Here is a 26,732-nt window from a genome sequence, read left to right on the forward strand (position 1 = left end):
TTCGTTGGTAAAACTAATCTATGGATACCCAGTTACCGTTTTTTATCACTTCTTGGAAATAGGGGTAACCACATTGCTACTCTCTACCAGTTCTTCTAATGCCACACCGGGATCTTCTTCCCCAGCCACTGACGTAGCATAGGGGCTAGCAGCTTCGGCTTCCCCATCTGAAAGGGGGGTGACGTTTCTGATGCGAGTGCCAGTGGTCTCGCCCCTCTTGATTTGATTTTTATCTTTCAAACCACGCATTAATTCCTCCAAATAGGGTACAAACTCTAAGGCTAGTGCTATCAATAGCACGGTAACTAAATACCATGTGGGTAAAGGGTCTTCTTTAAATTGTAGCGAGAAATCGGCGGAGATATCGCCGATACCAAACAGTGCAGTAAAATGCGGCCAATGTCGGCCCACCACCAAAACCAAGGCAAGCAACGGGATCATTTCTAAAAAGCTATGAACATGCTGTTCAATGGGCCCTACACGGCGCTTAGTCACAGCATAAGACACATCCCACATTGCCGTTGCTTCATGCACAAAAAAGAGCAGGATACTGATGGCGATAATTAGGCTGTTTACTTCGAATATCAGCACCATGAAAAGGGGAATGCCTACTTCGGCGAACATAAGCAAATGGATAAGTGATTCTTTCGCGCCGCTAGTACCGGAAATATGACTACGCTTATGGCAGTACCAGTCGACGATGCCCGCCAGAAACCAGATGGGAATGATAAAATACATTAGGATAATTAACGTAGGATCGTTCATAGAAAGAAGCTTCTCCTCATAAACACGGACTACAACAAGCGACGTAAGCGAAGGCGTATGAGGTTATAAACGGGCAACAGAGCAGAACAGATTAGCAGTTCATTAAATTTTTTTAACGTTTGGCGGCTGGAGGCGAAACAGTTTATCCAGCCGTCTGATAGGTGTGCCGCACCACTTCATCAATTAACGTGTTCGTTAGACGGTTTTCTTAAGCACTTTAAGCAGCGTTAAACGGCACAAAACAAAAAACGAGCTATTTTATAGTTAACGATACCCAAACCATTCTGTGATCAGAACTTGCTTGTCTGTCTTTAACTAACCTATACAAGTCACTCTCTTTGGTAGGCCAAAATACGCCAGCGTCTTTTACGTCAAAGCCATACTGTGAAGGCAGCACATAATCGGCTCTTGCCCCCCAATATGCAGTGAAACGGCTACTGAAGGCTTCACTAGATGCTTCTGCGCCGCCAGCACTTATTGGAATAAGGCTATTGTTCACTAAAGGGCTTTCCGTCAGCTGCTCAATCACATCTGGTCTGTGCTTATCACCAAGGTCAGCAGCATTAAAATCGCCGACTAATACGAACCGGTCGTTCTCTTTTAAGCTAACCTGCTCGCCAGCATCGTCATATATATAGCCACCACGTTCAGGTGTTAAGTAATCTACCATTAGGCGAATTTCATCGTGATTGCGGGTACCGTTTCTGTCTTCCTCACCATCGAAATTTGGCGGTGTGGGGTGCATGGCCAATACGTGCACTATTTCTCCGTTCACGTTCACCGGAATATCCCAATGAGATTTTGAACTTAGGCGAAAAGCTTTCCACTCCTCTTCTGAATACCAAGGTTTATCCTCTTCATTTGGTGCGGTAGCGGGTGAAATTGGCTGTCGCGCATCAGGCATATCTTGCCATTTAAAGGTTCGAAAAGTACGTGTATTCGCCTGTTCAATAGGGTACTTAGACAATACCACCATGCCATATTGGCCTGGGTATAAGCCGTATCCATAGGCATCACCGCCGTATTGTTCTTTTTTGCTATTATTGTCTAAATCAAAATTAGTGGGCTCGCCGGTGTTTACGGTATTTGTATAAACATAGCCATAATCCACCGCTTTTTGACCCGCCTGAGATACATTCAAGTAATGCTTTATAAAGTTATCAATGCCTACTGACTGGTCGGCGATATAATCAAACTCATTGAGTAACAGAATGTCTGGGTTAACACGTTGAATAATTTCAGCAATATTTTTAACTTGCTGATTCTCACCATTAGATAGCACCTGTTGTAAAACCTCAGCACTAGGTGCTAACCCGAGCGCTTTGTAGTTAGTCGATTCCATGCTCACATTAAACGTGGCTACTTTTAGTGTTTTAAGCCCTTTATGTATTTCAAGCGCTTCAGGGGATTCAAGTGCTTCGGCGTTTAGGGCAGCTGGCAGCAAGGCAAACGACAGCAAGGTAAATAGTGATACAAGAAGCCTGTGTTTCATGGATTTACTCAGTTGATTTTCTGCTTCCTTTAAGATTACCAATATTACGGCTATTACCAAGCGCTTTTAACCCATTTATTCGTCGCTTGAAATCTTAGTGTGGGCTGACATTTTTTACTCGCTAAATTAGATGCAGTATAATGAGTGTCCATTTTTAGGTAGTAAGTGCATGTCGATTAACCTGCGTAAAACAAGCCGCAATTTTCACTTGTGGCTCTCTTTGGCCATTTTTATTCCTGTTGTTGTTGTGATTGGCAGTGGTCTTTTGTTGCAGGTAAAAAAAGAGTTCGACTGGCTACAACCGCCCACTCAAAAAGCCCTTAGCAATGCCCCAACTATAAGCTTTGATACTATTATTGAAGTGGTTCAAGACGTACCAGAAGCGAAACTGAATAGCTGGGATGATATCGACCGTTTAGACGTTAGGCCCGACAAAGGCATTATAAAAGTACGCGGAAAGAATCAGTGGGAAGTGCAGCTGAACGCAACCAATGGCGAAGTGCTGCAGGTTGCTTATCGGCGTACCGATACCATTGAAGCTATTCACGATGGCAGCTGGTTTTTTGAAGGCGCAAAGTTATGGCTGTTTTTGCCCGCCGCCATTTTGCTATTCATTTTATGGCTGACGGGCTTAGTGATGTTATTTACTACGTTAAAGAGTAAATATCGAAAACGTTACTATCGTTCACAGCAAAAAGGTTAACGCTAGCTGTACACTTTCACCTTGCGCAAATGCGGCTTTATCGTCGGCGCTCACATAATATTGCTGATTAGTAAGGTTACGCCAACTTGCTTGCAGCGAAGTACGTTGGTTGAATTGCCATGCCGCGCCAATATCGAATGTCGTTACATTATCGAGTTTTTTTTCACCATCTCCAATATCCCGCTTGCTGGCACGATAAACAACTGTTGAAAATAGGCGAATTTCACTCACTTCGTATCCTAGTGTTAGTCGCTGACTATTTGGCGGAATATCATCAATAGCGCTACCTACATTATCTTCGCCCTCAATCCAGGCGCAATTAAACTGCGCGAACCAATACCCTTGATCTGGTGTGTTATTTTGCGGTCTATTTGCACCTTGTGGCTGCTGCCAATCTAGCTGATAGCTTATGCCGCGAATCGTCGCACTGTCTAAATTACTATAAACCTGAACATCTTCAGATACCGTAGTACGCTCAATGTAGTGGTTGATTTTCTGCCGAAACACTTCAACTGAGCCCGCTAAACCGTCGCTGTTATACGATAACGAAGCCTGTATATTTGTGGCCTGCTCTGTATCTAAATCGGCATCACCTAATACGGTACCCCGAGGGGTTTCACCGGAGAAATAGCGTTCAGTTAATGACGGATTCCTAAAGGCGCTAGATAAGTAAACACTTGCCGTCCATTGCGGCGAAAGTATATGGCTAGCGCCAATAAAACCGCTGATGTTAGTATTTTCAACATCGTCAACGTTGTTAGACTGTTGCTGCCAATCTAACCTACCTCCAAACGCTAGCGTCGTAGCACCAAAGGTTCGAGATGCATCAGCAATACCTGCTACGGTGGTTTCACTGGCATCCAAAGTACGAAGCTCGTAAGCCAATTCAGAAATGAAGAATGAGCTGGTTAGGCCTGAGGGCTGCTCTATAACAGGCTCGTCTACAAGAGATTGAGTAGCAGAGGAAACCATGGTGAGCTCTTTTTCATCAATAGTTACCCCCTCCCGCCCCATCAACTGAACTTGCCAATTCACTTGCCAGTTATTAATGCGTGTATTACTGCCCACATCAAACCCGAAGTCTAACGCCTCGCTTTCACTTTCGTTTATCCGATCCTCGGGTCTTACAATGTGGGTGTCCAATGTGGATTGGTGCCACCAAAGGTTGCTCACTATGTCATTGTTAGATATGTCGTCACTAGATCTGTTATTGCTAGCGGTGTCGTTACTAGTTTTGTGGCTGCTAAATATATCAGAGAATACAAACGTCATTTTACCTAGCCAGTGCGTATTTTCTGGGTAGGTAGTTACTCTATCTTCTGGAAAGTCGCTGCTGGATTTACCAATATCACGGTTGTCTGAATACAACGTCCAGGCTTCTTTCAGCACACCACTTTCAGGTCGATGCCTAATAAACAATGCCGTTTGTTCAAACTTATCGAACAAGGTATTACCTTGTGCATCTGAGCCGTTATTTCCGTTACGATACGACAGGTTCCAATCGATATTCCCTGTGTAATCGGCATAACTATAATCTTGTGTCTGTTGGTTGCTGCTCCACCCTATTTGAAGGTTTGGTGCTGTGTTATATGGAAGTAACAAATCTACAGCACCACCAATAGCGCCCGACCCTAAATAGGTAGACGCAGCACCTGGCATAACGGCCACGCCTTGAATAAATGAAGGAGGAACAAACCCCACACTCGCGCCTGCTCGGCGATCACTCTCAATAGGTACACCATCAATAAGCGATTGAATTCGCCAGCGAGAAAAGCCCCTAATATTGATATTTTGAATTTGCCCACCTTGCCCATTTAAGTTAACTGAAGGCGATTGGAGCAAAATGTCATTAATGTGGGGGCTACCCACAAGATTCGATTTATCATAAGTATATTGGGGGAAAATGCTGTTTAAGGTTTGATTGTAATAGGCGCGCTCTGCGGTAACAGTGTAACGCTCGACTTCCTTGGCGCTAACACCATTGAAGCTAGGTTCGTCAGCCCCTTGAGCATCAGTAGCACTGGCATAAAAAACGGGGACGGCTAAAAAAGAAACGGTTAACAATAGTCTAAAAGGGGCTAATCCAAAACGCGAAAACTTAGCAAAAGATAAAAAACAGAAAGAATACGACAGGCTTTTCATTGGGTCTTGCTACGGTAGTAAAGCTAAAAAAGAAGGGTGAAAATAAAAAACGCGGCAGCGTAACGCTGCCGCATCTGTTTGCACTAACGCTCGTTAGTTTGCAATAACCGGAATGCCTGCAGTCCAAGGACCACCTTCATTCACCACCGCTTGCTGTAGCGCAGGCAGCGTGGTTTCATGCAACGTTTTAATGCGCGCAATCACGTGATTTAATTCATCTTCAGCGTAACCAAGTTGGTCTTTATGCTGTTGAGTTGGCCCATAAGATGAACCTAATGCAGACCTTGCGTAACGTAAGCGGCTCATAATATTAGCCGGCTTAATCCCTTTACGATTGCGCGACTCTAAGCCACTAAACGCTTTATTAATATCGTTTATTTCACTCTGAATGCTCGCAAATTGCGCTTCAAGTTGGCTAACATCGCTAGGCGTACGGTCAATAGCAACACGAAGTAATGCCATCGTTTCTTTCACTTGGCCTAGCACAGTAGTTGAAGACATCGCACGTTTTTGCGCTTTATCAACCGCATTACCATAAGCTGCAATTTCCTCAGCAGATGCCCCTTTAAGTGCACCCTCATAGATAGATTTTAACGTGAACTCAACAGGCTCAGCTAGCTGAGTAACAGTTGCCCCTTCACGCTTAAACAGTGTAGCGCTATAAGTGCCTGGCAATGCCATTAAACCATTATTTTTACTATCTTTTTTGGTAAGTGGTGTGGTATTTGAATACTTCATATCCCACGTAATGCGGTGAAGTCCTTTCTTCGTGCTGCCCGCTACGCGATTTATTACGTCGCCTGCATTGTCACGAATTTCGATATAAACCGCAGGTTCAGGTTCTTGAATTTCAGCCTCTATTGCTTCCCAACTTGGGTACTTAGGATATTTTTCATCTTCAAGTAGCTTTTTCTCAGCTTCTTGACGCTTACCCTTCGCGGTTAACAAACTGTCTTTTAAGAAGTAGGTTAACGTAGCACCATGTGCTGGGTTCTCAGCCGCGAAGCGGTCGTCGCCGTCTGAGTCAGTGTGCCTAGTGTCTAACTGAAACCATTTCACCGGGCGACTAGGCGCAAACAAAAGTGCATCTTGTTCCATCGATTTTTCAGTTAATGCGCGAAGTGGTGCGTAATCATCTAAGATATAAATACCACGGCCAAATGTACCGGCTACCAAGTCGTTTTCTCTGCGCTGGATTTTTACATCGCGAGTAGAAATGGTTGGCATACCGCCATCAAGTTCAACCCATTTTATACCGCCGTTAACCGTAAAGAAAACGCCAAACTCGGTACCAATGAACATCAAATCTTTGTTCACATGGTCTTGCACAATACGCCAAACAAGGTGTTTTGCAGGTAGGTCATCGGCAAGTGATGTCCACTTTTTGCCTAGGTTCGTCGACTTGATCAAATAGGGTTTGTAGTCGCCATATTTATGGTTATCTAGAGCAACATATACGGTATTGGGATCGTACAAATCAGCCCGAATATCGTTCACATAAGCGGTAGCGGGTATGCCTTTAATATCGTCTAATTCGATTTTCTTCCACGACTCACCGCCGTTGGTAGTGACTTGAATAATGCCATCGTCGGTACCCGCCCACAGAATGTTTTCATCCACTGGACTTTCAGAGAAGTTAGCAATAGTGTGGAATTCTGTCATGGCGTACAAATCCCAGCCCGCTTCTACCGACCACGTTCTGCCCATCATAGGCATATGCATACGGTTTCGGTCTTGGGTTAGGTCGCCAGACACGGCCGTCCAGCTATCGCCGCGATTGTCTGAACGCCATACTCGCTGTGATGCAAAGTAAATACGAGCAGGGTCATGGCTAGACACATTAATAGGTGCATCCCAGTTGTAGCGCTCAGCTGGATCGCCCGGTAATGGCTGCGGCTTAACGTAAACACCTTCTTTGGTGGTCATGTCTACGCGGGTAAGGTTACCCTGTTGCCACTGTGAATACATAATATCTGGGTTACCCGGTTCAACCGCCGGCTGATGGCCATCCCCGCCTAGAGTTAAGAACCAATCTTTATTCTTAATGCCTTCTTTTCGATTGGTACGTGAAGGACCGCCTTGGGTAGAATTATCTTGTGCACCCGCATAAATCATGTAGAAAGGTTTTGAATCATCCGGCGCCACTTTATAGAACTGCGTTAACGGCAAGTTAGCCATAAAACGCCAGTTCGCCATTCTGTCATGAGACATGTAAATACCACCGTCTGATCCCATCAAAACAAAATCAGGATCGGTAGGGTGAAATGCCATGGCATGATCGTCTACGTGCTTACGTTTCGTGTTAATTGGCGTCCAGGTTTTACCGCCATCATCAGACACTTTACTGTAGTTACTGGCAATATAAACACGGTCGAATTGGTGTTGGTCAGCAAAAATTTCTTGGTAATAGTGAGGGCCCGTACCTGCACCTACTTCATCCGATACCTTAGTCCAACTTGCACCTTGATCTGCCGAACGATAGAAACCGCCTTTGCGGTTGTCAGTCTCGATAGTGGCATAAAGCACATCTGGGTTCATAGGCGATATCGCCATGCCTATTTTACCCATGTTGCCTTCTGGCAAACCGGTTTTAAGTTCAGTCCAGGTTTCACCGCCATCGTCAGACGTATGAATGCCCGCCCCTTCGTTAGTCCCTACATATACCGCAATTGAACGCTGGCGAGCCCATGTAGCTGCGTAAAGTTTATCAGGGTTACGTGGATCGATAAGTAACGAGGTTACACCAGTCCATTTATCGGCAGGCGTAAGTACTTGCTTCCACGTGTCGCCGCCGTCAGTGGTTTTATAAAGGCCGCGTTCACCGCCGCCAGACCATAACGGCCCTTGGGCAGAAACCCACACGATATCAGGGTTGGTAGGGTGAATAATAATATCGGAGATATGTTCAGACTTCTCCAGCCCTACGTTATTCCATGTTTGACCGCCATCTACAGACTTGTAAACGCCGTCACCGAAGCTAATATGACGCCCACCGTTGTTCTCACCTGTGCCCACCCAGATGATGTTCGAATTACTTGGCGCAATGGTCACATCGCCAATAGAATATACTGCTTGTTTATCGAAAATGGGGGCCCACGTATTACCCGCATTCGTAGTTTTCCATACGCCACCGGAACCTACTGCGGTATACCACGTTGAAGGATTATTTTGATCGATAGCAATATCGGCTATTCGGCCAGACATATAAGCAGGCCCAATATTTCTGAGCTCCATTGCTTCGAAAGTAGAACTGCTAAAAATAGGTTTGTCGTCGTTAGGTTTTTCTGCAAAAACAGTCGAGCATGAGAGTGCAAGAGATACAGCTACTGCAGCTTTAAGAAGCTTTTTCATTATTATTATCCACAGAGTGTTTATTTTGAATTTAGAATTATAGGTATTAACACTATATAGAGTTACTAATAAACCTATAAAGTTTCAATAAACACACGACCAACTACCTAATATAGAGGTTAAAAAATCGTCGTCATTAGGCAAGCGCTGTCTAGGGGAGGTTTTTATACTCCCCCTCCTAAATCATGGTGGGCATGTTCGCTTTCAGCGGTAATCGCTACGCTTTTTTTACCGCTAAAATGATAGTTAAAAAGTAAGGCGTTTATAAAAAGCACAGCTCTCAATAAGCAAATGCGTCTAATTAAAAAGTGACGATGTCATCGTCAATTAAATGGCCTACCACAGGGCTGTTTTCAGCATCGACAAACCCGTTATCAATCGCTTTTGCGCGGCCGCGGGTTACCTTGCGATAGTTTGGATGCGTGTAAATGTACATTTGTTTTGAACGCAATGCTTCCAACACACGTTCAGCTAACATTGATACAGGAATTCCCGACTCCACCGCTATGGTGGCAGCTTTAGCCCCTGCTTTTAGTTTTTCTTTATCAATACGTTTTTCAGTGGCTACCGCGTATTTTTCTTGTCTATTACGATAAGACTCATGAATACGAGTTTTTACGAATGCAGGGCATAATACTGACGTATGAATATTGAAGGGCTCTAGCTCTGGCATCCAGCTTTCAGTCATTGAGACTACTGCGGCCTTAGAGGCACAGTATGCGCCCGCGTATGGCATACCCATCATGCCCGCCATCGATGCCACGTTTAGCACCCAGCCCCCTTCACCATGTTCTTTTATGGCAGGAACGCAAGCTTGGGCTCCATACAACACGCCCATTACATTCACGTCCATTACCCAGCGCCAAGTTTCAGCTTCTGAGTCTTCTATTTTTCCAGGAGAACCACCCACACCTGCGTTATTGATGACCATATGAATTTTGCCAAACGCGTCTTTAGCTTTTGCAACAACGTCTTCCCACTGGGCATAATCAGTTACATCAAGTGAGCAGGTTATTAACTTGTAACCCTTAGCACGCAAACCTTCGCTAGATTGTGCAAGGGCTGCAGCGTCGATATCGCCCATAACAATATTCATTCCCTGCGCTGCTAATGCCTCACTTAGGGCTAAGCCAATTCCACCCGCTGCGCCCGAAATGACCGCGGTTTTACCTGAAAATTCATTAGACTGAGACATCTGCTCTCCTGTTGACTTTATTGCCGAAGCACGTTTAATTACTGCAACTGCCGTTTGCCGCCATCACTATGACCGAATGCAGATAAGGCCAATCGAGAAGCAAAGCATAAATAGTGAGTTGTTCAGCAAGTAGACTAATCTGATGGCGTAAGGGTAGATACTTTATTTGGCTAATTTCAGATACTTCATGAAATCAATAATGCGGGTAGAACCAACTAACGCTTTCTATTGAAACGAGTAAAAATAACGCATTTTTATTATTCCAAAATATCACTTCGCTATGAAATATGACTGATATTCAAAAAAATTTAGTCTGTAAGCCAAACATGCGCTTCTCTACTCATCGCAAAAATCGGCTGACTTAGCGGTTGTTTATTTCTACTTAATTTTTAACTGCGAGACAAGCATAAAACCCTGTCAATAAGCGAACACTTAGAAGACTTATCGGTAAAAGCGGCGTAAGCATTGCCAATGTTGCGCACGTTCATTTAATTACCCCGCGTAATTATCGAGGATTTTTACTTAAGTATGGCCAGCCCCCTTCAATTGATGTTTTTTGCAGTCTGCTTTTAAAGCATTTGTGCAGTAGCTTCAACGTTGCACCCCGAGTGTAGGGGTAATTTTGTGGATTGCAAACGCAGCCTTGCTGCTTAACGTAGCATTGATAGACAGCGGCACAAGGCCGACTCAAGCGAGTTTGTTAGTGCGCTACACAATACATTGTTGTTGAGCCTTTTTGAGTTAAATTTATTTATGTAGCGATTTAGGTGCTAGCTTGCCTCAATGGGCAAAAGGTAGCGAATTTCAGGTGCTGTTGCCAAAATGGTTTCATACAGTGCAAATACCGACTTGGTATATTCTTGCGCGTAATGAAAGTCTAAGTCGGCCTGGCTTTTAAAGTGCTCAACTAAAATGTATTGGCCATTTTCTCTATCTTCAAAAATATCAAAGCGAATACATCCTGGCTCTCCTCTAGTGGGGAGTAGAAGGCGCTGAAGCGCCTCTACTCCCTTTTCATAATAGCGTGACTGTGGTTGAATAATGGCAACAATATGCACCGGTCTGTCGACTTTTGTCATGAATTTGATCCTATGATTTTTTGGGTTAATAATTTAATTGGCTTAGCAAGGCCGTATGCAGCCAAAAAGGCCATGGAATAAGCCTTGATGAATGCCATTGACCAATCTGACAGAAACGTATCTATGACCCCTAAATTAATAAAGGTCACCCAACCGGACATCAGTCCTGACAGACAACATGAAAACAGCGCAGTAAAGATAATTCTTTCCATCCATTCCTCCTTTGAGCGATGTTAGTGTATACCTATGTCGCTCGGTGAGAATAAGCGAAATGGAAACCTTAGATTGCAGGAATTGATGTGCTAGACGACTTAACGCTTTTTATCGAAGTGATCCAACGAGGCAGTTTTGCCAAAACGGCGGAAGATTTACGTATATCGCCCTCAGCGTTATCAAAACGTATCGCAAAACTTGAAGTACGACTTGGTACCCCTTTACTCTCACGTTCGGCCAGAGGCGTAGTGCTAACTGCATTCGGTAAAATGGTATACGATGATGTTGCCGATGTTATTTTACGCGTAAAACAAAAGGTGCAAGCTTACGACAGCACACAGCTAAATATGCTTAGCGTGTTATGCCCACAAAACTTGGTAGCCGGCCCGCTATTTACACCACTCAGTGAATTTCAATTTACTCACCCAACATTACAACTGCGTATCGAGCCCGACAACCGCAACGTATTAACCAGTCAAAAGCAATTTGATATCGCGTTTCGTGTGGGCGATCAGCAAGATTCTTCATTAATTCAAAGAAAAATGGGCAGCGTTACTGTTCACGTTGTTGGAAGAAATAAGAAACTGAATACCTCTCACCTTTTTGTACCCTACACCATCAAACAAATTCCCAACGCTGAGCAATTTAATGTTTTAGCCAGCGCGTATGACTATACGCATTACGTGGGTGATATTACGCTAGCGAAACAGTTTGTGGCGTCGGGAAATGGGGCTGCACTGTTACCAAGTACTGAAATTCAGACACTCATAGATGATAAAACGCCTGAGTTGCAGTTTCATAGTGAGCAGTTATTTACTCGCCCTATCTATGCATTGTGGCCCAACTCCTCTAGCCCAAGTGCTCAAGCGCGTGAATTAATTGAAAATGTTCATTGCTACTGTAGTGCCAATCCATCGTTGTGCGGCGGCGCCTTGCCTATAGGTTAATAGAACAAAACTTACTCATCTACGCTAATATACGCAGGCAGAATAAAGGGCAGCCAAGGCTCGGGTCCCCATTATTAAAAATAGTCACTACCTTATCTACACCAAATGAAATTGGCTATGCATACCTAAATCGCGAAGGGGGACAATGGCTTGATACGCCGCACTGTTGTACCACGCCTTTGCGCTTTCATTGTCAGGAAACGCAATGACAGCTTTCATCGGATGCCCAGCCTCACCATGTAATACCTCTATATGACCTTTGGCAATAAACTCTCCGTTAAACGGCTTTAATGTTTCGGCTGCTAAAGCGCTATATTCCGCTATGACAGCTTTATTTACTGGGGTTAGGTCAACGACAACTAAACTTTGCATCTTTTGGTTCCTTATTACTGACTATTTAAAAACTGCTATTCATCTCTTTTCGTTGACTCAAGATAAACCCGTAATACATATTGAACAATAAGCACTATTTGAACACTTTGTTTAATATTATGAACACCGTAAAATTGGCCCCGTTATTACTTATTTTTGTTGAAGTTGCGCACAAGCGATCGTTTACATTAGCGGCTAAAAAGCTAGGATTGAGCAAATCTGCGATTAGCCAACAAATTACAAAATTAGAAAGTGAAATAGGGCAACAACTTCTCATACGCAACACCCGCGGCGTAATTCTGACTGCCGTCGGCGAGACGCTACTTGCGCGCAGTGAGCTCCTTAGTGAGCAGATAGATCTCACCGTTGCAGAACTGGACAATGCAAAAAGCCAACCTAGTGGCTTATTTAAAGTATCGGTTCCCCCTTTTTTCGAAAAAGACATCGTTGTACCTGCGTTGAAACAGCTATGTATAGAATTCCCGAAACTTACTCCACAATTATTAGTTACGGGTAGATGGCAAGATTTGATAGAGAATAAGTTGGATGCCGCCATCTTTGGCGGCAATATTAAAGATTGTGATTATCGTGCGCTGTCAATTGGTAAAGTGTCAGAAATATTTTGTGCTTCGCCTCGATACATAAAGCAGCACGGCAGTATAAACAACATAGAAAAATTGCCAGAACACAGATTTATCGCTACTGAATGGCAACACGGTACGTTACATTTATTTGATAATAGCCATGCCAATGAAGTGCTGATTGACGTGCAACATTATGCAAGAACCAATACCCCCAACACGGCCTTAGAAATGGTACTAAATGATATGGGAGTGGCTTTGCTACCAGAGTTTCTAGTTCACTCTCTTTTGGCCGAAGAGCAGATTAAAAGGGTGATACCAAGCGCTCGAGGAAAAGCGTGGCATTTTTATTTCCTTCATCAGTATAGAGGCGAAAAACCGCTTCATGTGACGCGTTTTTATCAACTTTTTAAACACTATTTCACTAAAGTTAATGGTTAACCTTATCTCCAAATTATATGCGACCAATAGGGGGATATTTTAAACCTTTAAAGTATATGGCAGCGGATGTACATACATCCGCTGCCATATATATACCTTGATATTACAAGCAATTAAGCCTGTTAAGTCGTCTACGATGTTGGCATAACGTACACTTCTCGTACGCAGGCCGAATCGCTAGCTGAAAGGGCAAACGCAATCGACTTTGCAATATCTTCGGGCTGAAGTTTATCTTCCTTGGGCTCATCAAAGAAAGGGGTGTTAACCATTCCAGGGCAAATTGTGGTACACCTACCGCCCCACTCCCTCATTTCTTCCGCTAAATTTTGGCCAAAACCGTAAGCAAACCATTTACTAGCCCCGTAAGCCGAGCCTTTTAATGCAATACGCCCTGCCACCGAGCTTGTTAGAATAAAGTGGCCTTTAGTCTTTTTCAGCAAAGGTAGCCCAAGCTTTGCGGTATACAGCAAGCCGTTCACGTTTGCGCCTAACATACTTTGCCACTCTGCAACGTCGCCGTTCTCAATACCGGCACTCTTTGCACCCGTACCCGCATTCGCAAATACGCCGTCTACGTGGCCATAGTGCTGAGTTACTTTGCTAAACGCGTTCTCTAAATCGTTGAAATCGCTCACATCGGCAGTAACCGCAAAGGCATTGGCCTCGCCAAGCTCTGCCACCAAATCGTTGAGCTTGTCTGCACTTCTGGCAATTAAGGCAACTTTATTACCTTCATCTACTAGCGCTTGCGCTGTTGCCTTGCCAATCCCGCTTGACGCACCGGTAATAACAATCACCTTTGAACCTGTTTTCTGGCTAAACATGCATACTCCTGTTAAATCTAATTACTTTCTCGCCTAAAGTTCCACCTGTGAGGTTCTATTCTCACTTTACAAACCTAAGCAATCAGTTGACTAATTTTCTCTACAAAAGCAGGGATGTCATCTGGGTTCCGACTAGTAACTAATTTGCCATCTTGTACCACAAGCTCATTTTTCCAGGTAGCACCAGCATTAATTAAATCTGTTTTAATACTGGGAAAAGAAGTAACTGTACTGTTTCTTGCTAGCTCAGATTCAACCAGTAACCATGGCCCATGACATATAGCAGCAAGGGCTTTAATGCGAGGTTCTGCGTGGGCTTGCTTAATAAATGAAACCGCATCGCTATTAGTACGTAAGATGTCTGGGTTAATTTGGCCGCCAGGCAGTACCAGCGCGTCGTAATCACTTGGCGATACCGAGGAAACTTGAGCATCTACCGATATTTGTTTACCCCAATTCCCTTCATTCCATGCAGTGATACTGCTTTGATCATCAATTGAAAGTATCTCTACTATAGCGCCTTGCTCGGTAAGCATATCTTTTGGCTGCACGAGTTCGCTCTGCTCAAAACCATCGGTAGCTAAAATAGCGATTTTTTTGCCTTCCAAATTTTCCGGGTTACTCATTATAAAACTCCTATTTCTACTCAACGTTATTGCCGCTTCCCATTCAGTTGTTTGCATGAAGCAAAGCTGAAAAACGAAGGTTACTCGGATAAACACTCATCAGTGGTACACCTTCTAAGCTGGCAATTCGAATAACAAACTTATATGTGTAACTTTTGACTGCAATAACCAAACCATCACCCAAAACACCTTAAGCGACTGTTTATATTAATTTTTAATTTATATTAAAAAGTTTTATCGCTTTAGCCGGAACCTTTGGCGTACGATTTTTTCAGCATTTATGAAGGTTTTACATGAGGATGAAACTAGTTACGTATAGAAAAACATCAACAGAGCGCTGGCTATCATAAACAGGTTTTCAGTTAGCGAAACAAAGCCCAATGGCACGTTGCTGTCGCCCCCTACGCAGGCACACTTGAGCTCACGTTTATCGAGATATACCGCTTTAACCACTGAAACCGCACCCACCGTACCTATAAATAGGGAGAACGGCGCCACCGCTAATGCGGGCAGTTGCGCCACCATACCAATACCAGCAAAAGCCTCTACGAACGGGTAAATATAGGCGTATCGTAGCCACTTCATGGCTAGCAAGTCGTAGGTAATAAATGAATTGGTAAAGCTGAATAAGTCTTTGAGTTTTTGTACTGCCAGTAACGTCATTGAAAACGCGATAAACAGCATGAGAGTTCGAATGGAAAAGTACGCACCTGCTACCGTATATTGAAATGCTAACGCTAATAATGCAGCGACCGAAAATATGGCTATTACTGGGGTATAGGTGGTACCCGTTTGGCCCGCTTCGCCTTTTCCAAAATAGGTACGAAGATCGTCGTACCCTCCTATACGCTCATCATTTATAAACGTCTGTGGGGTTGTTTTAACATTGTGCTTTGCCTTCAACGCGTCGGTTTCTTCCCTAGAAGTGAGAGGGCGATCATCTATGTCATACCCTTCTCTCTCTAGCAAGTCTTTGGAACGCAAACCAAACGGACAAATATGATCATCGGTCACCATTCTGTACAAAATTGCAGTTTTACTCATCATGCTCTCCTTTGTCTCACTCGCGCCAATAGCTAACAGAAAAGGTTGTAGTTAATGTCGCAATCAGCTCCAAACTCGTCTTTACTCAAACCCGCCTCTAAATTAAATAGCGAGAAGAGAACCGTCATGTGAAATCCTTACGCGAATAGTTCATGAAGCTGTAAATTCCTCACAATTAACGGCTCAAACCTTTCGGTTCTAGGTACAGTTATAGATACCGTTACAATATCTATACCGAAATGTACTCAAGGTTATTGTAGGAATTATCGAGTATGTCTCTCTGGGGGTAATCTGTCGGATGTATCTCTCGGAGAAATCTGTAAGGCAATGACGCGCAATCAATTGCTGGCCTTATCGCCTAGAGCGTAGAATATTCATTCCTTTCGTTATAGAGTGAATAGAACTCTCGAAAAGGCATTTAAAATGACATTCGTATTTTTACATGGCTCAGGTTGCACGAATAACGTGTGGGCGCACCAAGTATCGTTTTTCAACAACAGCATTGCTTTAAACTTTCCTGGGCATCCTGATGGCGAAGCATTACTTGATGTAAAATCCATTGCTCAATGGGTGCTTAACACCGTGGAACAAGAAGATTTAACAGACGTGGTGTTGGTGGGTCATTCTTTAGGAAGTGCCGTAGCCATGCAGGCTGCTCTGTCGGCTTCAAGCGAATCAACGACTTTTGATTCAAGTAGACTTAAAGCAATGGTGCTAATAGGTGCGGGCGCTAAATTAAAAGTAATGCCACAACTGCTTACGTCACTAGCAACGCTTATAGAAGAAGGCGGAGCATTCCCCGATTACCTATTGGCTTCAAACCAACAACTGCAAGAGCCGTTAAGAACTGAGGTGAATTCGGCAATCGTTAAAAATGGCGCCACTGTGATGCTGAAAGACTTTACGGCTTGTGACAACTTTGACGTTATGCAGGATATAGGTAGCATTACATTGCCAGTACAGCTTATTGTGGGTGACAAAGATATTATGACACCGGTGAAATATTCTGAGTTCCTGTTAGGCCAATTACCTAACGCAAAGCTAAACATTATAGAAAATGGCACCCATATGGTGTTTGCAGAACAACACGATACAGTGAACGGTTACATTCTGGAGTTTGTAAACGGATTAACCTAGTCTGTTTTCCCTTAGACACTTATTAAAATCTACTTATAAAAAAAGGCGTTACGCTAAGCAGTAACGCCTCGTGGTTATTAAGCTACTTTGGCTTTACCTAGCCGGGTTAAATAGCCATCGTTAATAGGAATCGTCGGGCAAGCCTTCTGCCAATTGCTTAGTTTGGTATTATCAACACTTTAATTAAGCGTGTCGGCAATATACTTATCGATAATTTGCTCTAGTACATCTAATGGCACGGCGCCGTTTTTCAGAACCGCATCGTGGAATTCGCCTAGAACGAATTTATCACCTAACGCTAACTTCGCTTTTTCCCGAAGCTCCAAAATTTTCATCATACCTACTTTGTAAGACGTTGCTTGCCCTGGCAGCACGATATAACGCTCAATTTCAGAGGTGACGTCAGACTCGGCCATGCCTGTATTAGTTAGCATGTAGTCTATGGCTTCTTCACGCGTCCAGCGTTTCGCATGAATACCGGTATCTACCACTAGCCTTACTGCCCGGAAAAGCTCGGCTTGTAAGCGGCCGATATTATCAAACGGATCGTCTTGAAAGCCGAGTTCCCACGCTAAGCGTTCTGAATATAGCGCCCAGCCTTCAATGTAGGCCACGAAGGGAGCTACGGTTCTAAAAATAGGTAAACCTTCCAGTTCCATTGCAATGGCAATTTGAAAATGGTGACCCGGAATGCCTTCATGATAGGCCAGCGTTCGCATGCTGTAGGTAGGTGTTGCTTTAATATCATAAAGATTCGCAAAGAAGACGCCCGGACGAGACCCATCAAACGCGGGCGCTTCATAATACGCACCTGGAGCTGTTTTTTCCTTAAACTCTGGAATACGTTTTACTTCCATACTCGCTTTTGGGCTTACCAGAAATGCATCGCCCAAACCTGCTTCAATTTCATCGAGGATAGTTTGGTAATCGACTAGAATTTGCTCTCGACCATTATCAGTATCTTCATAATAAAAGCGCTCGTCTTCTGCTAGCGTATTTATTGCTGCGGTAAAGCCTTGGCTAACATCAAACCCTTCTTGCGCTAAAATTGCTAAGATCTCAGCCTGTATTCGGTCAACTTCTGATAAACCCACATTATGGATGTAGTCGGCAGAGTAATCAGTGGTAGTGAAGAAACGCAGGGCCAGTTTATAAGCTTCATCTCCCCCCTCTAAGTGCCATAAGCCATCATCGGTTCCCGCTTTTGCCTTAAGGCCAACAAAGTAATCAATAAGCATTTGGTAAGTAGGATAAACCGTATTTTCTATTTCTGTAGCAACGTTATATAAAAGCCCATCATAGTCAGCTTCAACAATTGCATCAGACGCTTCCATGCGGCGCTGCACCGAGGTATACAGAATATTTGCTTTTACTGGCCTATCGATAAACCCCTGCATTTCGTCAATAACTCGCTGAATAACAAAGCGTGGTGGGAGGATATTCTTCTCTTCGCGCAACTTCATGCCTTCCAGCATTTGAGTAAAATAGCGCTTACTTTCACTTAAACGACTAATGTAGAAATCAACGCTTTCTACATCGGTAATCGGGTGCTGCCCATCCATAAAGCTAGGAAAGTTGCTCTGTGCCCCTGACATTTGGTTAAAGGGGTAACTATGATATTGGTACTTTTCGAACCCGCTTAAGGTGTTGAGTAAGTACATCGCGATGTCTTTGGATAATTGCTGATCTTCATCCAAATCTTCATATTGTATGAGTACACTTTTAACCTGCATAAGCTCATCAAACGTGGCTTGTGAAGACGCTAAACTCGCATCATCGAGGTGGGCATTGTGGCCTTTTATGCCCATACCATCCAACACGCCAATTGAGGTTAACGTTTGGGGGCTCTTCAATGCCTGTTGAATAAGTGTCCTGTCTAAAAACACGCGAAACGAGAACGGTTTTTCCGCATTCCATTCATGTGTTCCCCATGCTGCTGCACCCACTATAATGACCAGCAGACCTATGCCTAACCATTTAAAGAAAGTTTTCATCTGTATCCCTGTTATTGTTATTTGTTCTATACAATTTAGACGCTGAAATTTGCGTTTGCGAGTTCTACATTATGCAGGTAAGCAATAAAGTCAATTAAAAGAAAGACAAAGCCAATTTAAGAGATTTCTTCCATACGTAGAAGTTAAAAAACTTTATAGAAAGATTTCGTCCTCTTTCGCTTTCTGAAATGAAATGCTTCATCGCGAAAATTCGACATGCCGCCGCTTGAAATACACGTCTCATCGAAACTATTAAAAATTTACAACTTTAGTATTGTATGACTAATTGATTTTGTGCTTAACTCAGCTCCATAAACGAAACTCGTTTATCACATCTAATAATTATAAGTCTTATCAGACAACACGGCTTTTAGCTGCACCCCGCAACAGAAAAGAAGTAACAGCAGTATGCGTACCAAAAATACGTGTAACTCGTGCATGCAAAAGCACTGCGCTACTGCAACGTTCATTCGCTTTAAAAATACACTTATAAAAATTCAGGAACACACAATGCAACAAGCAAATTTTAACGCTTCTGTTTTCAAGCTTTCCTTGATCGCAGGTGCTATAGCGGCTATACCGTTTTCAACGTCGGTAATGGCTCAAGAACAAACCAACATCGACGAGCAAGATGTTGAGCAAATCCAAATTGTTGGTTCGCGCCGCGTAGGCCGCACTGTTAATGACTCTCCGGTACCTATCGATATTATCGATGCATCTTCCATTGAAGCCACCGGTTTAACCGAAACCAACATGATCCTCAATTCGTTGTTGCCAAGCTTCAACTTCCCGCAACCTTCTGTTACCGATGGAACAGACCATGTTCGCCCCGCTCAGCTTCGTGGCTTAGCGCCAGATCACACACTAGTATTAGTGAATGGCAAACGCCGCCATACTTCAGCACTACTTAACCTAAACGGTTCTGTGGGCCGCGGCTCTTCTGCTGTGGATTTAAATGCTATACCAGCTAACGCGATTAAGCGCATTGAAGTATTGCGCGATGGTGCAGCGGCTCAATACGGTTCAGACGCCATTGCTGGTGTTATCAATATTGTATTGAAAGACGCTAGCGAAGGCGGTGAAGTATCAGTCACTTACGGTGCAAACGTAACTACGATGGACGGTGTGCCTAACCTTGAAGGCGTTAGTGCCGATGCAGACGGCAACCTTGCATTTGATACAGGTTCAGATCGTGAACTTACCGACGGGCAAACCCTTACCCTTCGTGGCAATATGGGCTTTGAGTGGGGCGATGACGGATTTATAAATGTTTCAGCTGAATACCGCGACCGTGGTGAGTCGAACCGTTCAGACTTCGATACTCGAGAAAACTACGCTCGTGATGCCGATGGTAATTTAGATGAAAGAGAATTCACGGTTAACCGCTACAATCACGTATACGGTAATGGCGAAGTAGAAGATTACGCGCTATTCGTAAACGCGGGTAAAGCTATTAACGACAGTATCGAATTTTACGGTACGGCTGGCTTTAGTTCACGTGATTCCATTGGCGGCGGTTTTTATCGCCGTGCATCAGACAGCCGTAACATTACTTCTATCTACCCAGACGGTTTCTTACCTTCTATTCAAACTGACATTCAAGATATGTCGGTACTAGGCGGTATTAAAGGTTACGGCGATGTGTGGAACTACGATTTGTCACTCACCCACGGTGGCAATGCACTAGAGTACAGCGTAGTAAATAGCTTAAACACTTCTCTTGGGCCAACAAGCCAAACGAGTTTTAACGCAGGTGAGCTAGAATACAACACCACTATTATTAATGCTGACGCATCGCGACTTGTGGACACTGGCTACTTCTATAGTGAAATGAACTTCGCTATGGGTGCAGAGTATCGCCACGAAAGCTATGAAATTACCGCAGGTGAAGAGAACTCTTATATTCAGGGTACATTTGGCCCGGGCGGCGTAGTTACCGACCCTGTTGATGGACCTTTTGGCGCTGCCGGTTCACAAGTATTCCCAGGCTTTACACCTGAGTCAGCAGGTGAAAATACCCGTCACAACTACAGCTTTTATGTGGATGTAGAAGCCGATGTGCTTGAAAACTGGAATGTGGCAGTAGCAGGTCGTTTTGAAGACTATTCAGATTTCGGTAGCACGTTTAACTGGAAGCTCTCTAATCGCGTTACTGTTACTGACACTTTTGCACTTCGTGCCTCGGTTTCAACAGGCTTTAGAGCGCCTTCCTTACAACAGCAGCATTTCACCTCTATTGCTACTGTGTTTGTTGACGGCGAACCCACTGAAACCGGTACATTTGCAGCTTCAAGCGACGTAGCTCAAGCGTTAGGTAGCCCAGGTCTTGATGCTGAAGAATCAGATAACTACAGCGCAGGTTTCACCTATTCGCCTACAGCGAATTTCAACCTAACCGTAGACTTCTATCGCATTGATATTGACGACCGAATTGTACTGTCTAACAACCTATCGGGCGATGCTATTGAAGCGTTACTTGAAGGCACAGGTGCTAACCAAGCTCGCTTCTTCTTAAACGCGATTGATTCACGTACTGAAGGGGTAGATATTGTTTCTACCTACACGTTGAATACTGCCGACTTTGGTGCGTTTAACTTCAATGCTGGTATTAACTTCAACGATAACGAAGTCACCGACATTATAGATGCGCCAGATGTACTTCAAAATGCAGGCTTCGATCAAAGTAACCTGTTTGACGATGTTGAATTACGCCGCTTTGAAACAAGCTCGCCAGATAGCAAAGTGAACCTTGGTGTAACTTGGTCTTATGACCGTTATAACGCTACTTTGCGCACCACACGTTACGGCGAAGTTGAAGATCCGTCTTCTATTGAAGCACGCAACGAAATCATTCCTTCTGAGTGGATCACAGATTTAGATGTTCGCGTAGCCCTTACTGACAACCTAGCGGTATCGGTTGGTGCGAATAACATCTTCGATGTTTACCCAGAAGCCACTCGCGATTTAGTTGATGACGTAACGACTTTCTCGATGATTTTCCCATACTCAGGTTTCTCACCGTATGGTTTCACAGGCCGTTATGTTTACGGAAAAGTAACTTATAGCTTTTAATTAATCTTGTAAGGTAGAACTAAACAAAAATGCCGGATGTGAAAACATCCGGCATTTTTATGCTCTACTTTTCCCCATCAAAATTATATGCGGTAAATTCGTATTTAACCTCCCTACACGGCAAGAGCTATTCTCAAGATCAGTTACCTTTGTTAACAAGCATGAGTATTGTAAGTGCTCCCACTTTTGGGTTAACACTTTTAGAAGGAATTAATAATGGAAGTTCTTACAAATAATGAGGTAGACCTTGTATCAGGCGGATGAGCAGAGCACTGCTGGGGCGATTTTAGCGTAGCAGGATTGGCTGCATCGATGGGAGCAGGAGCTCTAGGCGGTGTCCGTGGTGGTGGCTGGGTTGGTGCTGCTATAGGTGCTATTTCTGGTGGGTTAGGATATGCAGGTAGTAAAGTTGGCGACAAGATGTCCGAGCGCACCACATCCACAACTGATGAGTAATTTTAGGGGCTAAGGCCCCTTATTAGGAGCCAATATGCTGAAGAATATTAAACAGATTATAAGCTATATCCTTTTTATGGCATGTATTGTTGTTATCACCGTAACCACCGTAAAGATTGTAGAAATGATCTGGCCTTTAGAGAATGCTAAAACGCTCTTGGTGATTGTGGTCGTTTTTGTGACCACGTTCATTTGCACCCAAGTAGCAAAAAAGTATGGCTTATTTACCCGTTAGTTTCCGCTTTCGATAAACACTCGGCTCAAGCCCTTGGTCATTCTACTTTGCTATTCATATGTATGGTGACGGGTAACACTAAAGCGGTTCAAAATGTGATGCATAACGTAAACGGCACTCAAACTAAGGGCAATTGCCACGGCCACAGAGCTAAAACGGTAAAGCGCGCTGTAAACTAAATCTTGGTTGGGTGTTAGCGAGTTTCCAAACAAAATACCAAACGTGGTTAGCACACCAAACCCAATGCCCGGCATCCCGCCACCTAAAATATGACAGCGGCTAAAAATGAACGCTAAAATCCACAATACGAGTACCGGAAAAAGTAAAAAATCACTGTGATTGTACAAAAACAATTGCGCCAGCAGTGCTAAATTACAACCAATGAGTGTACCAATAGCCCGTTGCCACCCAGCGAGACTTGCCGCTTTCCAGCAAAGCGAAAATAGAATAAGCACCGATGAAGCTTGTGCCGATATAGAGTCTTGTAAATCCAGCGCTTGAAACACCACAAACGATAAAGTTGCTACACTTGCACACAAAGGTATCGGCAATAAGGTAGTAAATAAAAACCAGCACGAAACCAATTAAAGAAAATCTTACGTAAAGCGAAAATTTCTGATCAGGTGTCATTAGTCCCCTCCTCTAATTTACTTGCTCTGCGTGTTTCCTGTAGAGAAATACAGTCCGAGGCATTTTGTTCTATTTGCAACAGCGCACACGCCATTGCGTCTAGCTGCTCATGGGTTAACCCTGCATAAAACTGCTGCTTAACATCCGCAATTTTTTCATTTAGCGAATTCAAAACAACGCGACCGTCTTGAGTGAAATATAGTTTTTTGCTTCGCTTATCGTTGTTATCAACTTGGCGGCTAATCAGCGACAGCTCTTCAAGCTGCTTTAATGTGCGAGTTAACGACGGCATTTCTATGCCCAAACTTTGCGCTAGCGCTAATTGGGTAACCCCTTCGCCAATTAAATTGATATGCATTAACGCGAGCCATCTTGATTGCGTTAACCCCAAGGGCTCAACAGTTAACGTAACAGCTTCTCTGCATAACCGGTGTACTCGGCCCATCTTTCCAACAAGCGTAAAATCTAGCGTTTCGTGAAACGGCTTTAGTGCAGACATACACACCTCAAAGTTACTTAGCATGCTAACTACAACGACATTACTTAGCACGTTAAGTAAATAAAAAGCCGCATTTACGTTTCCTGCACGTGACTTTTTATGGTCTCCAAAATGATCGTTATAAATACCTTCAGTCTACTCATTCTAGGTTCGCCTTATTTTGTAAGGTTGGAAAAGCATTAAGGATGGTAAGGGAAGCATGACAACAACTAACGATAATTTTCTGCAGGTGCGTGGTGCGCGAGTTCACAACTTAAAAGGCGTGGATGTTGATATTCCCCGAAACAAGATTGTGGCCTTTACGGGCATTTCTGGCTCGGGTAAGTCCTCACTCGCCTTTGGCACCTTATACGCAGAAGCGCAGCATCGTTATTTAGATTCGGTTTCTCCTTATGCAAGAAGGTTGATTGATCAGATTGAAACGCCCGATGTAGATAGTATTGAAGGCTTACCACCTGCGGTTGGGCTGCATCAGAACCGCGGAACGCCTTCAATTCGTTCATCGGTAGGTAGTATCACCACCATTTCAAATAGCCTGCGTATGCTGTATTCCCGTGCAGGTGATTACCCCACAAATCAAAAAATCATTTATGCCGATGGATTCTCGCCAAATACCGTTGAGGGTGCCTGCGAAAAGTGCCATGGCATTGGCACTGTGTTTGATGTAACCGAAGACAAACTGGTGCCCGACCCTACCCTTACCATTCGTGAAGGAGCCATTGCTGCCTGGCCTGGTGCTTGGCAAGGTAAAAATTTAGTGCGGGTTCTACTGTCGTTAGATATTGATGTCGATATTCCTTGGCAGGAATTACCCGAATCTACGCGAGATTGGATTTTATTCACCGACGATACACCCCAAGTACCGGTATACAGAAACTATAACTTGGCTCAGACCCAAGCCGCGAAGGAAGAAGGCGAACCCGCCAGCTATAACGGTAAGTTTATTGGCGCTAAACGCTATGTACTTGAAACCTTCAAAACCTCTCAAAAAGAAAAGATAAAGCAAAAAGTAGCGCAATATCTTGCCGTTTCAACGTGCCCACAATGCTATGGAAAAAAGCTTAAACAGGCTTCACTATCAGTAACGCTTTGCGGCCTAGACATATCCGCCTTCTCTCAACGTTCGTTGAGCGACGTGGTAGAACATTTGAATACGCTACTTGATACAGCCAAAGCCCAAAACAACGAACGGGCACTGGTTATTCATAACATTGCTAAAGACATCGTGGCTCGTATCAAACCCATCATTGCTCTTGGATTGGGGTACCTGTCACTAGAGCGAAGCACTACGACGATTTCAGCCGGTGAATTACAGCGGTTACGGCTAGCCACCCAAATAAAATCAAAATTGTTTGGCGTGGTATATATTATGGATGAGCCATCGTCTGGCCTGCACCCGAACGATGTAACCGCATTGCTAGACGCATTTGATGCGCTAGTAGAAGCAGGTAATAGCGTATTTTTGGTTGAGCATAATCCCCGTGTCATTAAACACGCTGACTGGGTTGTTGATATCGGCCCCTATGCAGGCTTAAACGGCGGTGAGTTGGTATATAGTGGACCTGTCGATGCATTGGAAAAAGCATCGAATTCAATAACTTCGCAATATCTTTTCAATAACGCTTTAGCCCTTAAGCATCACAACCGTGCCCCGAAAGGCTGGCTATCATTAAAAGCCATTAGCAAAAACAACCTTGATAATATCGACTGCGCGTTTCCCCTTGGCACTATTACCACAGTAACCGGCGTATCAGGCTCGGGTAAATCAAGCTTAGTCAGCCATGCACTGGTGGAGTTGGTGAAAGCGTCACTTGGCACTAGCAATACGCCCGACAAAAACGCTGCTATTAATAACTCTGCCGGCAAAAGCGCCGCTAGCAATAACCCTGCAGCAGTTATTACCGAAGCCACCTTGCTGGAAAGCAACGAAGAGCAGCCTGCTAGCGGCTATATCGATAGTGGCAATAATAATCATGGTAGTGAAGGTGGCATTCAAGATGGCAGCGCAGACAACAAAGTAAGTGATGCAGAACAAATAAAGCGATTAGTCGTAGTAAACCAATCCCCCATTGGCAGAACGCCCCGTTCAAATTTAGCGACTTACACAGGGCTATTCGACCATGTGCGCAAACTATTCGCCGCCACACCATTAGCGAAAAAACGACGCTACGATGCAGGTCGATTTTCGTTTAATACCACCAAAGGAAGGTGCGCCAACTGCGAGGGAGTAGGCTTCGTATCGGTAGAATTACTCTTTATGCCATCGGTGTACTCCCCCTGCCCGGTTTGCGATACAAAACGCTACAACCAAGACACATTAGACGTTACCTGGAATTCATTATCGATAGCCGATGTACTGTCGCTAAGTGTGGCCGAGGCACACAACATATTCGCTAATGAAGCCCCTGTTTTTCGTGCGCTCGATGCGCTTGTGAAAGTGGGCTTGGGCTACTTACGATTAGGCCAACCCGCCACCGAACTTTCAGGGGGAGAAGCACAACGAATAAAACTGGCTACCGAGCTGAAAAGAGCCGACAAAAAACACACCCTTTACGTACTAGACGAGCCCACAACTGGGCTTCACCCTGCAGATATTTCATTGTTAATGAAACACCTAAATACATTGGTGGATGAAGGCAGCAGCGTGGTAATGGTAGAGCACAATATGCAAGTTGCGTCATCTAGTGATTATATTATAGATATTGGCCCAGGTGCTGGTGATGCTGGGGGAAACATAGTGGCCAAAGGCACTCCAGAAGATGTTGGTAATTGTTCAGAAAGTAAAACAGCGCCCTTTATCAGGCCTAACTAGCATTGTTGGATACGATACACGCGTGCGGCAAATATAAGTACCATTGAGCTAGCAGGTATTTTTTATAATCTTACTTGTTCTCTGCGCTGTATAAACCTTATAGACGAGTAAAGTGAACGGAA

General features: G+C 44.1%; 21 protein-coding genes and 1 pseudogene. 8 read left to right on the plus strand and 14 right to left on the minus strand.

Features of this window, described 5'->3' with window-relative positions:
* Nucleotides 1–45 precede the first annotated feature (45 nt).
* Together FLAVO9R_RS14610 and FLAVO9R_RS14615 are read right to left on the minus strand one after the other, a co-directional pair.
* Nucleotides 46–765: a diguanylate cyclase gene (locus FLAVO9R_RS14610; protein ID WP_159532457.1), complete on the minus strand. Its 720-nt coding sequence runs from the start codon at nucleotides 763–765 to the stop codon at nucleotides 46–48.
* Between the two features lie 253 nt (nucleotides 766–1,018).
* Nucleotides 1,019–2,257, minus strand: a complete 1,239-nt coding sequence (locus tag FLAVO9R_RS14615) for an endonuclease/exonuclease/phosphatase family protein (RefSeq protein ID WP_201299274.1) — start codon at nucleotides 2,255–2,257, stop codon at nucleotides 1,019–1,021.
* 169 nt (nucleotides 2,258–2,426) lie between these two features.
* Here FLAVO9R_RS14615 and FLAVO9R_RS14620 point away from each other — a divergent pair, with 169 nt between their 5' ends.
* Entirely contained in the window at nucleotides 2,427–2,960 is a 534-nt protein-coding gene (locus tag FLAVO9R_RS14620) for a PepSY-associated TM helix domain-containing protein (RefSeq protein WP_159532459.1), read from the plus strand.
* Here the strand turns inward: FLAVO9R_RS14620 and FLAVO9R_RS14625 are convergent.
* From FLAVO9R_RS14625 to FLAVO9R_RS14645, 5 genes are all read right to left on the minus strand, one after another.
* Nucleotides 2,943–5,102, minus strand: a complete 2,160-nt coding sequence (locus tag FLAVO9R_RS14625; RefSeq protein ID WP_159532461.1) for a TonB-dependent receptor plug domain-containing protein — start codon at nucleotides 5,100–5,102, stop codon at nucleotides 2,943–2,945. The genes FLAVO9R_RS14620 and FLAVO9R_RS14625 overlap by 18 nt on opposite strands.
* A 93-nt stretch (nucleotides 5,103–5,195) precedes the next feature.
* The gene (locus FLAVO9R_RS14630; protein WP_159532463.1) at nucleotides 5,196–8,453 is read right to left on the minus strand and encodes a WD40/YVTN/BNR-like repeat-containing protein; all 3,258 of its coding nucleotides are present in this window, start codon (nucleotides 8,451–8,453) and stop codon (nucleotides 5,196–5,198) included.
* A 301-nt stretch (nucleotides 8,454–8,754) separates the two neighbouring features.
* Entirely contained in the window at nucleotides 8,755–9,648 is an 894-nt protein-coding gene (locus FLAVO9R_RS14635) for an SDR family NAD(P)-dependent oxidoreductase (protein WP_159532465.1), read from the minus strand.
* Nucleotides 9,649–10,418: 770 nt separating this feature from the next.
* Entirely contained in the window at nucleotides 10,419–10,727 is a 309-nt protein-coding gene (locus FLAVO9R_RS14640; RefSeq protein ID WP_159532467.1) for a putative quinol monooxygenase, read from the minus strand.
* Nucleotides 10,724–10,939 (minus strand): DUF2798 domain-containing protein, encoded by a 216-nt coding sequence (locus tag FLAVO9R_RS14645; RefSeq protein WP_159532469.1) that lies wholly within the window; start codon nucleotides 10,937–10,939, stop codon nucleotides 10,724–10,726. Before FLAVO9R_RS14645 ends, FLAVO9R_RS14640 begins: the two co-directional genes overlap by 4 nt.
* A gap of 87 nt (nucleotides 10,940–11,026) precedes the next feature.
* Between FLAVO9R_RS14645 and FLAVO9R_RS14650 the strand changes: the two genes are divergently transcribed.
* Complete coding sequence (locus tag FLAVO9R_RS14650) at nucleotides 11,027–11,887, plus strand: LysR family transcriptional regulator (RefSeq protein WP_159532471.1); 861 nt, start codon at nucleotides 11,027–11,029, stop codon at nucleotides 11,885–11,887.
* Nucleotides 11,888–11,983: 96 nt separating this feature from the next.
* Here FLAVO9R_RS14650 and FLAVO9R_RS14655 read toward each other — a convergent pair whose 3' ends face one another.
* Nucleotides 11,984–12,259, minus strand: coding sequence for a DUF1330 domain-containing protein (locus FLAVO9R_RS14655; protein ID WP_159532473.1), 276 nt, complete (start codon nucleotides 12,257–12,259; stop codon nucleotides 11,984–11,986).
* Nucleotides 12,260–12,366: 107 nt separating this feature from the next.
* On the opposite strand from FLAVO9R_RS14655, the gene FLAVO9R_RS14660 reads away from it, so the two are divergent.
* Nucleotides 12,367–13,281: a LysR family transcriptional regulator gene (locus FLAVO9R_RS14660; RefSeq protein ID WP_232370661.1), complete on the plus strand. Its 915-nt coding sequence runs from the start codon at nucleotides 12,367–12,369 to the stop codon at nucleotides 13,279–13,281.
* 131 nt (nucleotides 13,282–13,412) lie between these two features.
* Here the strand turns inward: FLAVO9R_RS14660 and FLAVO9R_RS14665 are convergent, their stop codons facing one another.
* The 3 genes from FLAVO9R_RS14665 to FLAVO9R_RS14675 form a co-directional block, all read right to left on the minus strand.
* On the minus strand, nucleotides 13,413–14,105 hold the full coding sequence (locus FLAVO9R_RS14665; RefSeq protein ID WP_159532475.1) for an SDR family oxidoreductase: 693 nt from the start codon (nucleotides 14,103–14,105) through the stop codon (nucleotides 13,413–13,415).
* Between the two features lie 74 nt (nucleotides 14,106–14,179).
* Nucleotides 14,180–14,731, minus strand: a complete 552-nt coding sequence (locus FLAVO9R_RS14670) for a type 1 glutamine amidotransferase domain-containing protein (protein WP_159532477.1) — start codon at nucleotides 14,729–14,731, stop codon at nucleotides 14,180–14,182.
* Nucleotides 14,732–15,040: 309 nt separating this feature from the next.
* The gene (locus FLAVO9R_RS14675) at nucleotides 15,041–15,775 is read right to left on the minus strand and encodes a MauE/DoxX family redox-associated membrane protein (protein ID WP_159532479.1); all 735 of its coding nucleotides are present in this window, start codon (nucleotides 15,773–15,775) and stop codon (nucleotides 15,041–15,043) included.
* Between the two features lie 423 nt (nucleotides 15,776–16,198).
* Between FLAVO9R_RS14675 and FLAVO9R_RS14680 the strand changes: the two genes are divergently transcribed.
* The gene (locus FLAVO9R_RS14680; RefSeq protein ID WP_159532481.1) at nucleotides 16,199–16,912 is read left to right on the plus strand and encodes an alpha/beta fold hydrolase; all 714 of its coding nucleotides are present in this window, start codon (nucleotides 16,199–16,201) and stop codon (nucleotides 16,910–16,912) included.
* 179 nt (nucleotides 16,913–17,091) lie between these two features.
* Here FLAVO9R_RS14680 and FLAVO9R_RS14685 read toward each other — a convergent pair whose 3' ends face one another.
* Complete coding sequence (locus FLAVO9R_RS14685) at nucleotides 17,092–18,906, minus strand: DUF885 domain-containing protein (RefSeq protein WP_159532483.1); 1,815 nt, start codon at nucleotides 18,904–18,906, stop codon at nucleotides 17,092–17,094.
* 510 nt (nucleotides 18,907–19,416) lie between these two features.
* On the opposite strand from FLAVO9R_RS14685, the gene FLAVO9R_RS14690 reads away from it, so the two are divergent.
* The 3 genes from FLAVO9R_RS14690 to FLAVO9R_RS14700 all read left to right on the plus strand — a co-directional run bounded on the left by FLAVO9R_RS14690 (nucleotide 19,417) and on the right by FLAVO9R_RS14700 (nucleotide 22,669).
* Nucleotides 19,417–21,978, plus strand: coding sequence for a TonB-dependent receptor plug domain-containing protein (locus FLAVO9R_RS14690; RefSeq protein ID WP_159532485.1), 2,562 nt, complete (start codon nucleotides 19,417–19,419; stop codon nucleotides 21,976–21,978).
* 312 nt (nucleotides 21,979–22,290) lie between these two features.
* On the plus strand, nucleotides 22,291–22,434 hold the full coding sequence (locus FLAVO9R_RS14695) for a hypothetical protein (RefSeq protein WP_159532487.1): 144 nt from the start codon (nucleotides 22,291–22,293) through the stop codon (nucleotides 22,432–22,434).
* 34 nt (nucleotides 22,435–22,468) lie between these two features.
* Nucleotides 22,469–22,669 carry a hypothetical protein gene (locus FLAVO9R_RS14700; protein WP_159532489.1) on the plus strand — a complete coding sequence of 67 codons (201 nt, stop codon included), beginning with the start codon at nucleotides 22,469–22,471 and terminating at the stop codon, nucleotides 22,667–22,669.
* A 50-nt stretch (nucleotides 22,670–22,719) separates the two neighbouring features.
* Here FLAVO9R_RS14700 and FLAVO9R_RS14705 read toward each other — a convergent pair.
* Nucleotides 22,720–23,208: pseudogene (locus FLAVO9R_RS14705) on the minus strand (FUSC family protein); the annotation flags it as partial.
* A gap of 80 nt (nucleotides 23,209–23,288) precedes the next feature.
* Complete coding sequence (locus tag FLAVO9R_RS14710) at nucleotides 23,289–23,798, minus strand: MarR family transcriptional regulator (protein ID WP_159532491.1); 510 nt, start codon at nucleotides 23,796–23,798, stop codon at nucleotides 23,289–23,291.
* A 199-nt stretch (nucleotides 23,799–23,997) separates the two neighbouring features.
* Between FLAVO9R_RS14710 and FLAVO9R_RS14715 the strand changes: the two genes are divergently transcribed.
* Nucleotides 23,998–26,610, plus strand: coding sequence for an excinuclease ABC subunit UvrA (locus FLAVO9R_RS14715; protein WP_159532493.1), 2,613 nt, complete (start codon nucleotides 23,998–24,000; stop codon nucleotides 26,608–26,610).
* Nucleotides 26,611–26,732 lie beyond the last annotated feature (122 nt).

It is taken from the genome of Alteromonas sp. 38 (assembly GCF_902506055.1).
GTDB lineage: Bacteria > Pseudomonadota > Gammaproteobacteria > Enterobacterales > Alteromonadaceae > Alteromonas > Alteromonas lipotrueae.

Bases quoted from the DNA above. Each gene is read 5' to 3' on its own strand.
- FLAVO9R_RS14610 (WP_159532457.1), bottom strand. From the start codon at position 765: ATGAACGATCCTACGTTAATTATCCTAATGTATTTTATCATTCCCATC.
- FLAVO9R_RS14615 (WP_201299274.1), bottom strand. From the start codon at position 2,257: ATGAAACACAGGCTTCTTGTATCACTATTTACCTTGCTGTCGTTTGCC.
- FLAVO9R_RS14620 (WP_159532459.1), top strand. From the start codon at position 2,427: ATGTCGATTAACCTGCGTAAAACAAGCCGCAATTTTCACTTGTGGCTC.
- FLAVO9R_RS14625 (WP_159532461.1), bottom strand. From the start codon at position 5,102: ATGAAAAGCCTGTCGTATTCTTTCTGTTTTTTATCTTTTGCTAAGTTT.
- FLAVO9R_RS14630 (WP_159532463.1), bottom strand. From the start codon at position 8,453: ATGAAAAAGCTTCTTAAAGCTGCAGTAGCTGTATCTCTTGCACTCTCA.
- FLAVO9R_RS14635 (WP_159532465.1), bottom strand. From the start codon at position 9,648: ATGTCTCAGTCTAATGAATTTTCAGGTAAAACCGCGGTCATTTCGGGC.
- FLAVO9R_RS14640 (WP_159532467.1), bottom strand. From the start codon at position 10,727: ATGACAAAAGTCGACAGACCGGTGCATATTGTTGCCATTATTCAACCA.
- FLAVO9R_RS14645 (WP_159532469.1), bottom strand. From the start codon at position 10,939: ATGGAAAGAATTATCTTTACTGCGCTGTTTTCATGTTGTCTGTCAGGA.
- FLAVO9R_RS14655 (WP_159532473.1), bottom strand. From the start codon at position 12,259: ATGCAAAGTTTAGTTGTCGTTGACCTAACCCCAGTAAATAAAGCTGTC.
- FLAVO9R_RS14665 (WP_159532475.1), bottom strand. From the start codon at position 14,105: ATGTTTAGCCAGAAAACAGGTTCAAAGGTGATTGTTATTACCGGTGCG.
- FLAVO9R_RS14670 (WP_159532477.1), bottom strand. From the start codon at position 14,731: ATGAGTAACCCGGAAAATTTGGAAGGCAAAAAAATCGCTATTTTAGCT.
- FLAVO9R_RS14675 (WP_159532479.1), bottom strand. From the start codon at position 15,775: ATGAGTAAAACTGCAATTTTGTACAGAATGGTGACCGATGATCATATT.
- FLAVO9R_RS14680 (WP_159532481.1), top strand. From the start codon at position 16,199: ATGACATTCGTATTTTTACATGGCTCAGGTTGCACGAATAACGTGTGG.
- FLAVO9R_RS14685 (WP_159532483.1), bottom strand. From the start codon at position 18,906: ATGAAAACTTTCTTTAAATGGTTAGGCATAGGTCTGCTGGTCATTATA.
- FLAVO9R_RS14690 (WP_159532485.1), top strand. From the start codon at position 19,417: ATGCAACAAGCAAATTTTAACGCTTCTGTTTTCAAGCTTTCCTTGATC.
- FLAVO9R_RS14695 (WP_159532487.1), top strand. From the start codon at position 22,291: ATGGGAGCAGGAGCTCTAGGCGGTGTCCGTGGTGGTGGCTGGGTTGGT.
- FLAVO9R_RS14700 (WP_159532489.1), top strand. From the start codon at position 22,469: ATGCTGAAGAATATTAAACAGATTATAAGCTATATCCTTTTTATGGCA.
- FLAVO9R_RS14710 (WP_159532491.1), bottom strand. From the start codon at position 23,798: ATGTCTGCACTAAAGCCGTTTCACGAAACGCTAGATTTTACGCTTGTT.
- FLAVO9R_RS14715 (WP_159532493.1), top strand. From the start codon at position 23,998: ATGACAACAACTAACGATAATTTTCTGCAGGTGCGTGGTGCGCGAGTT.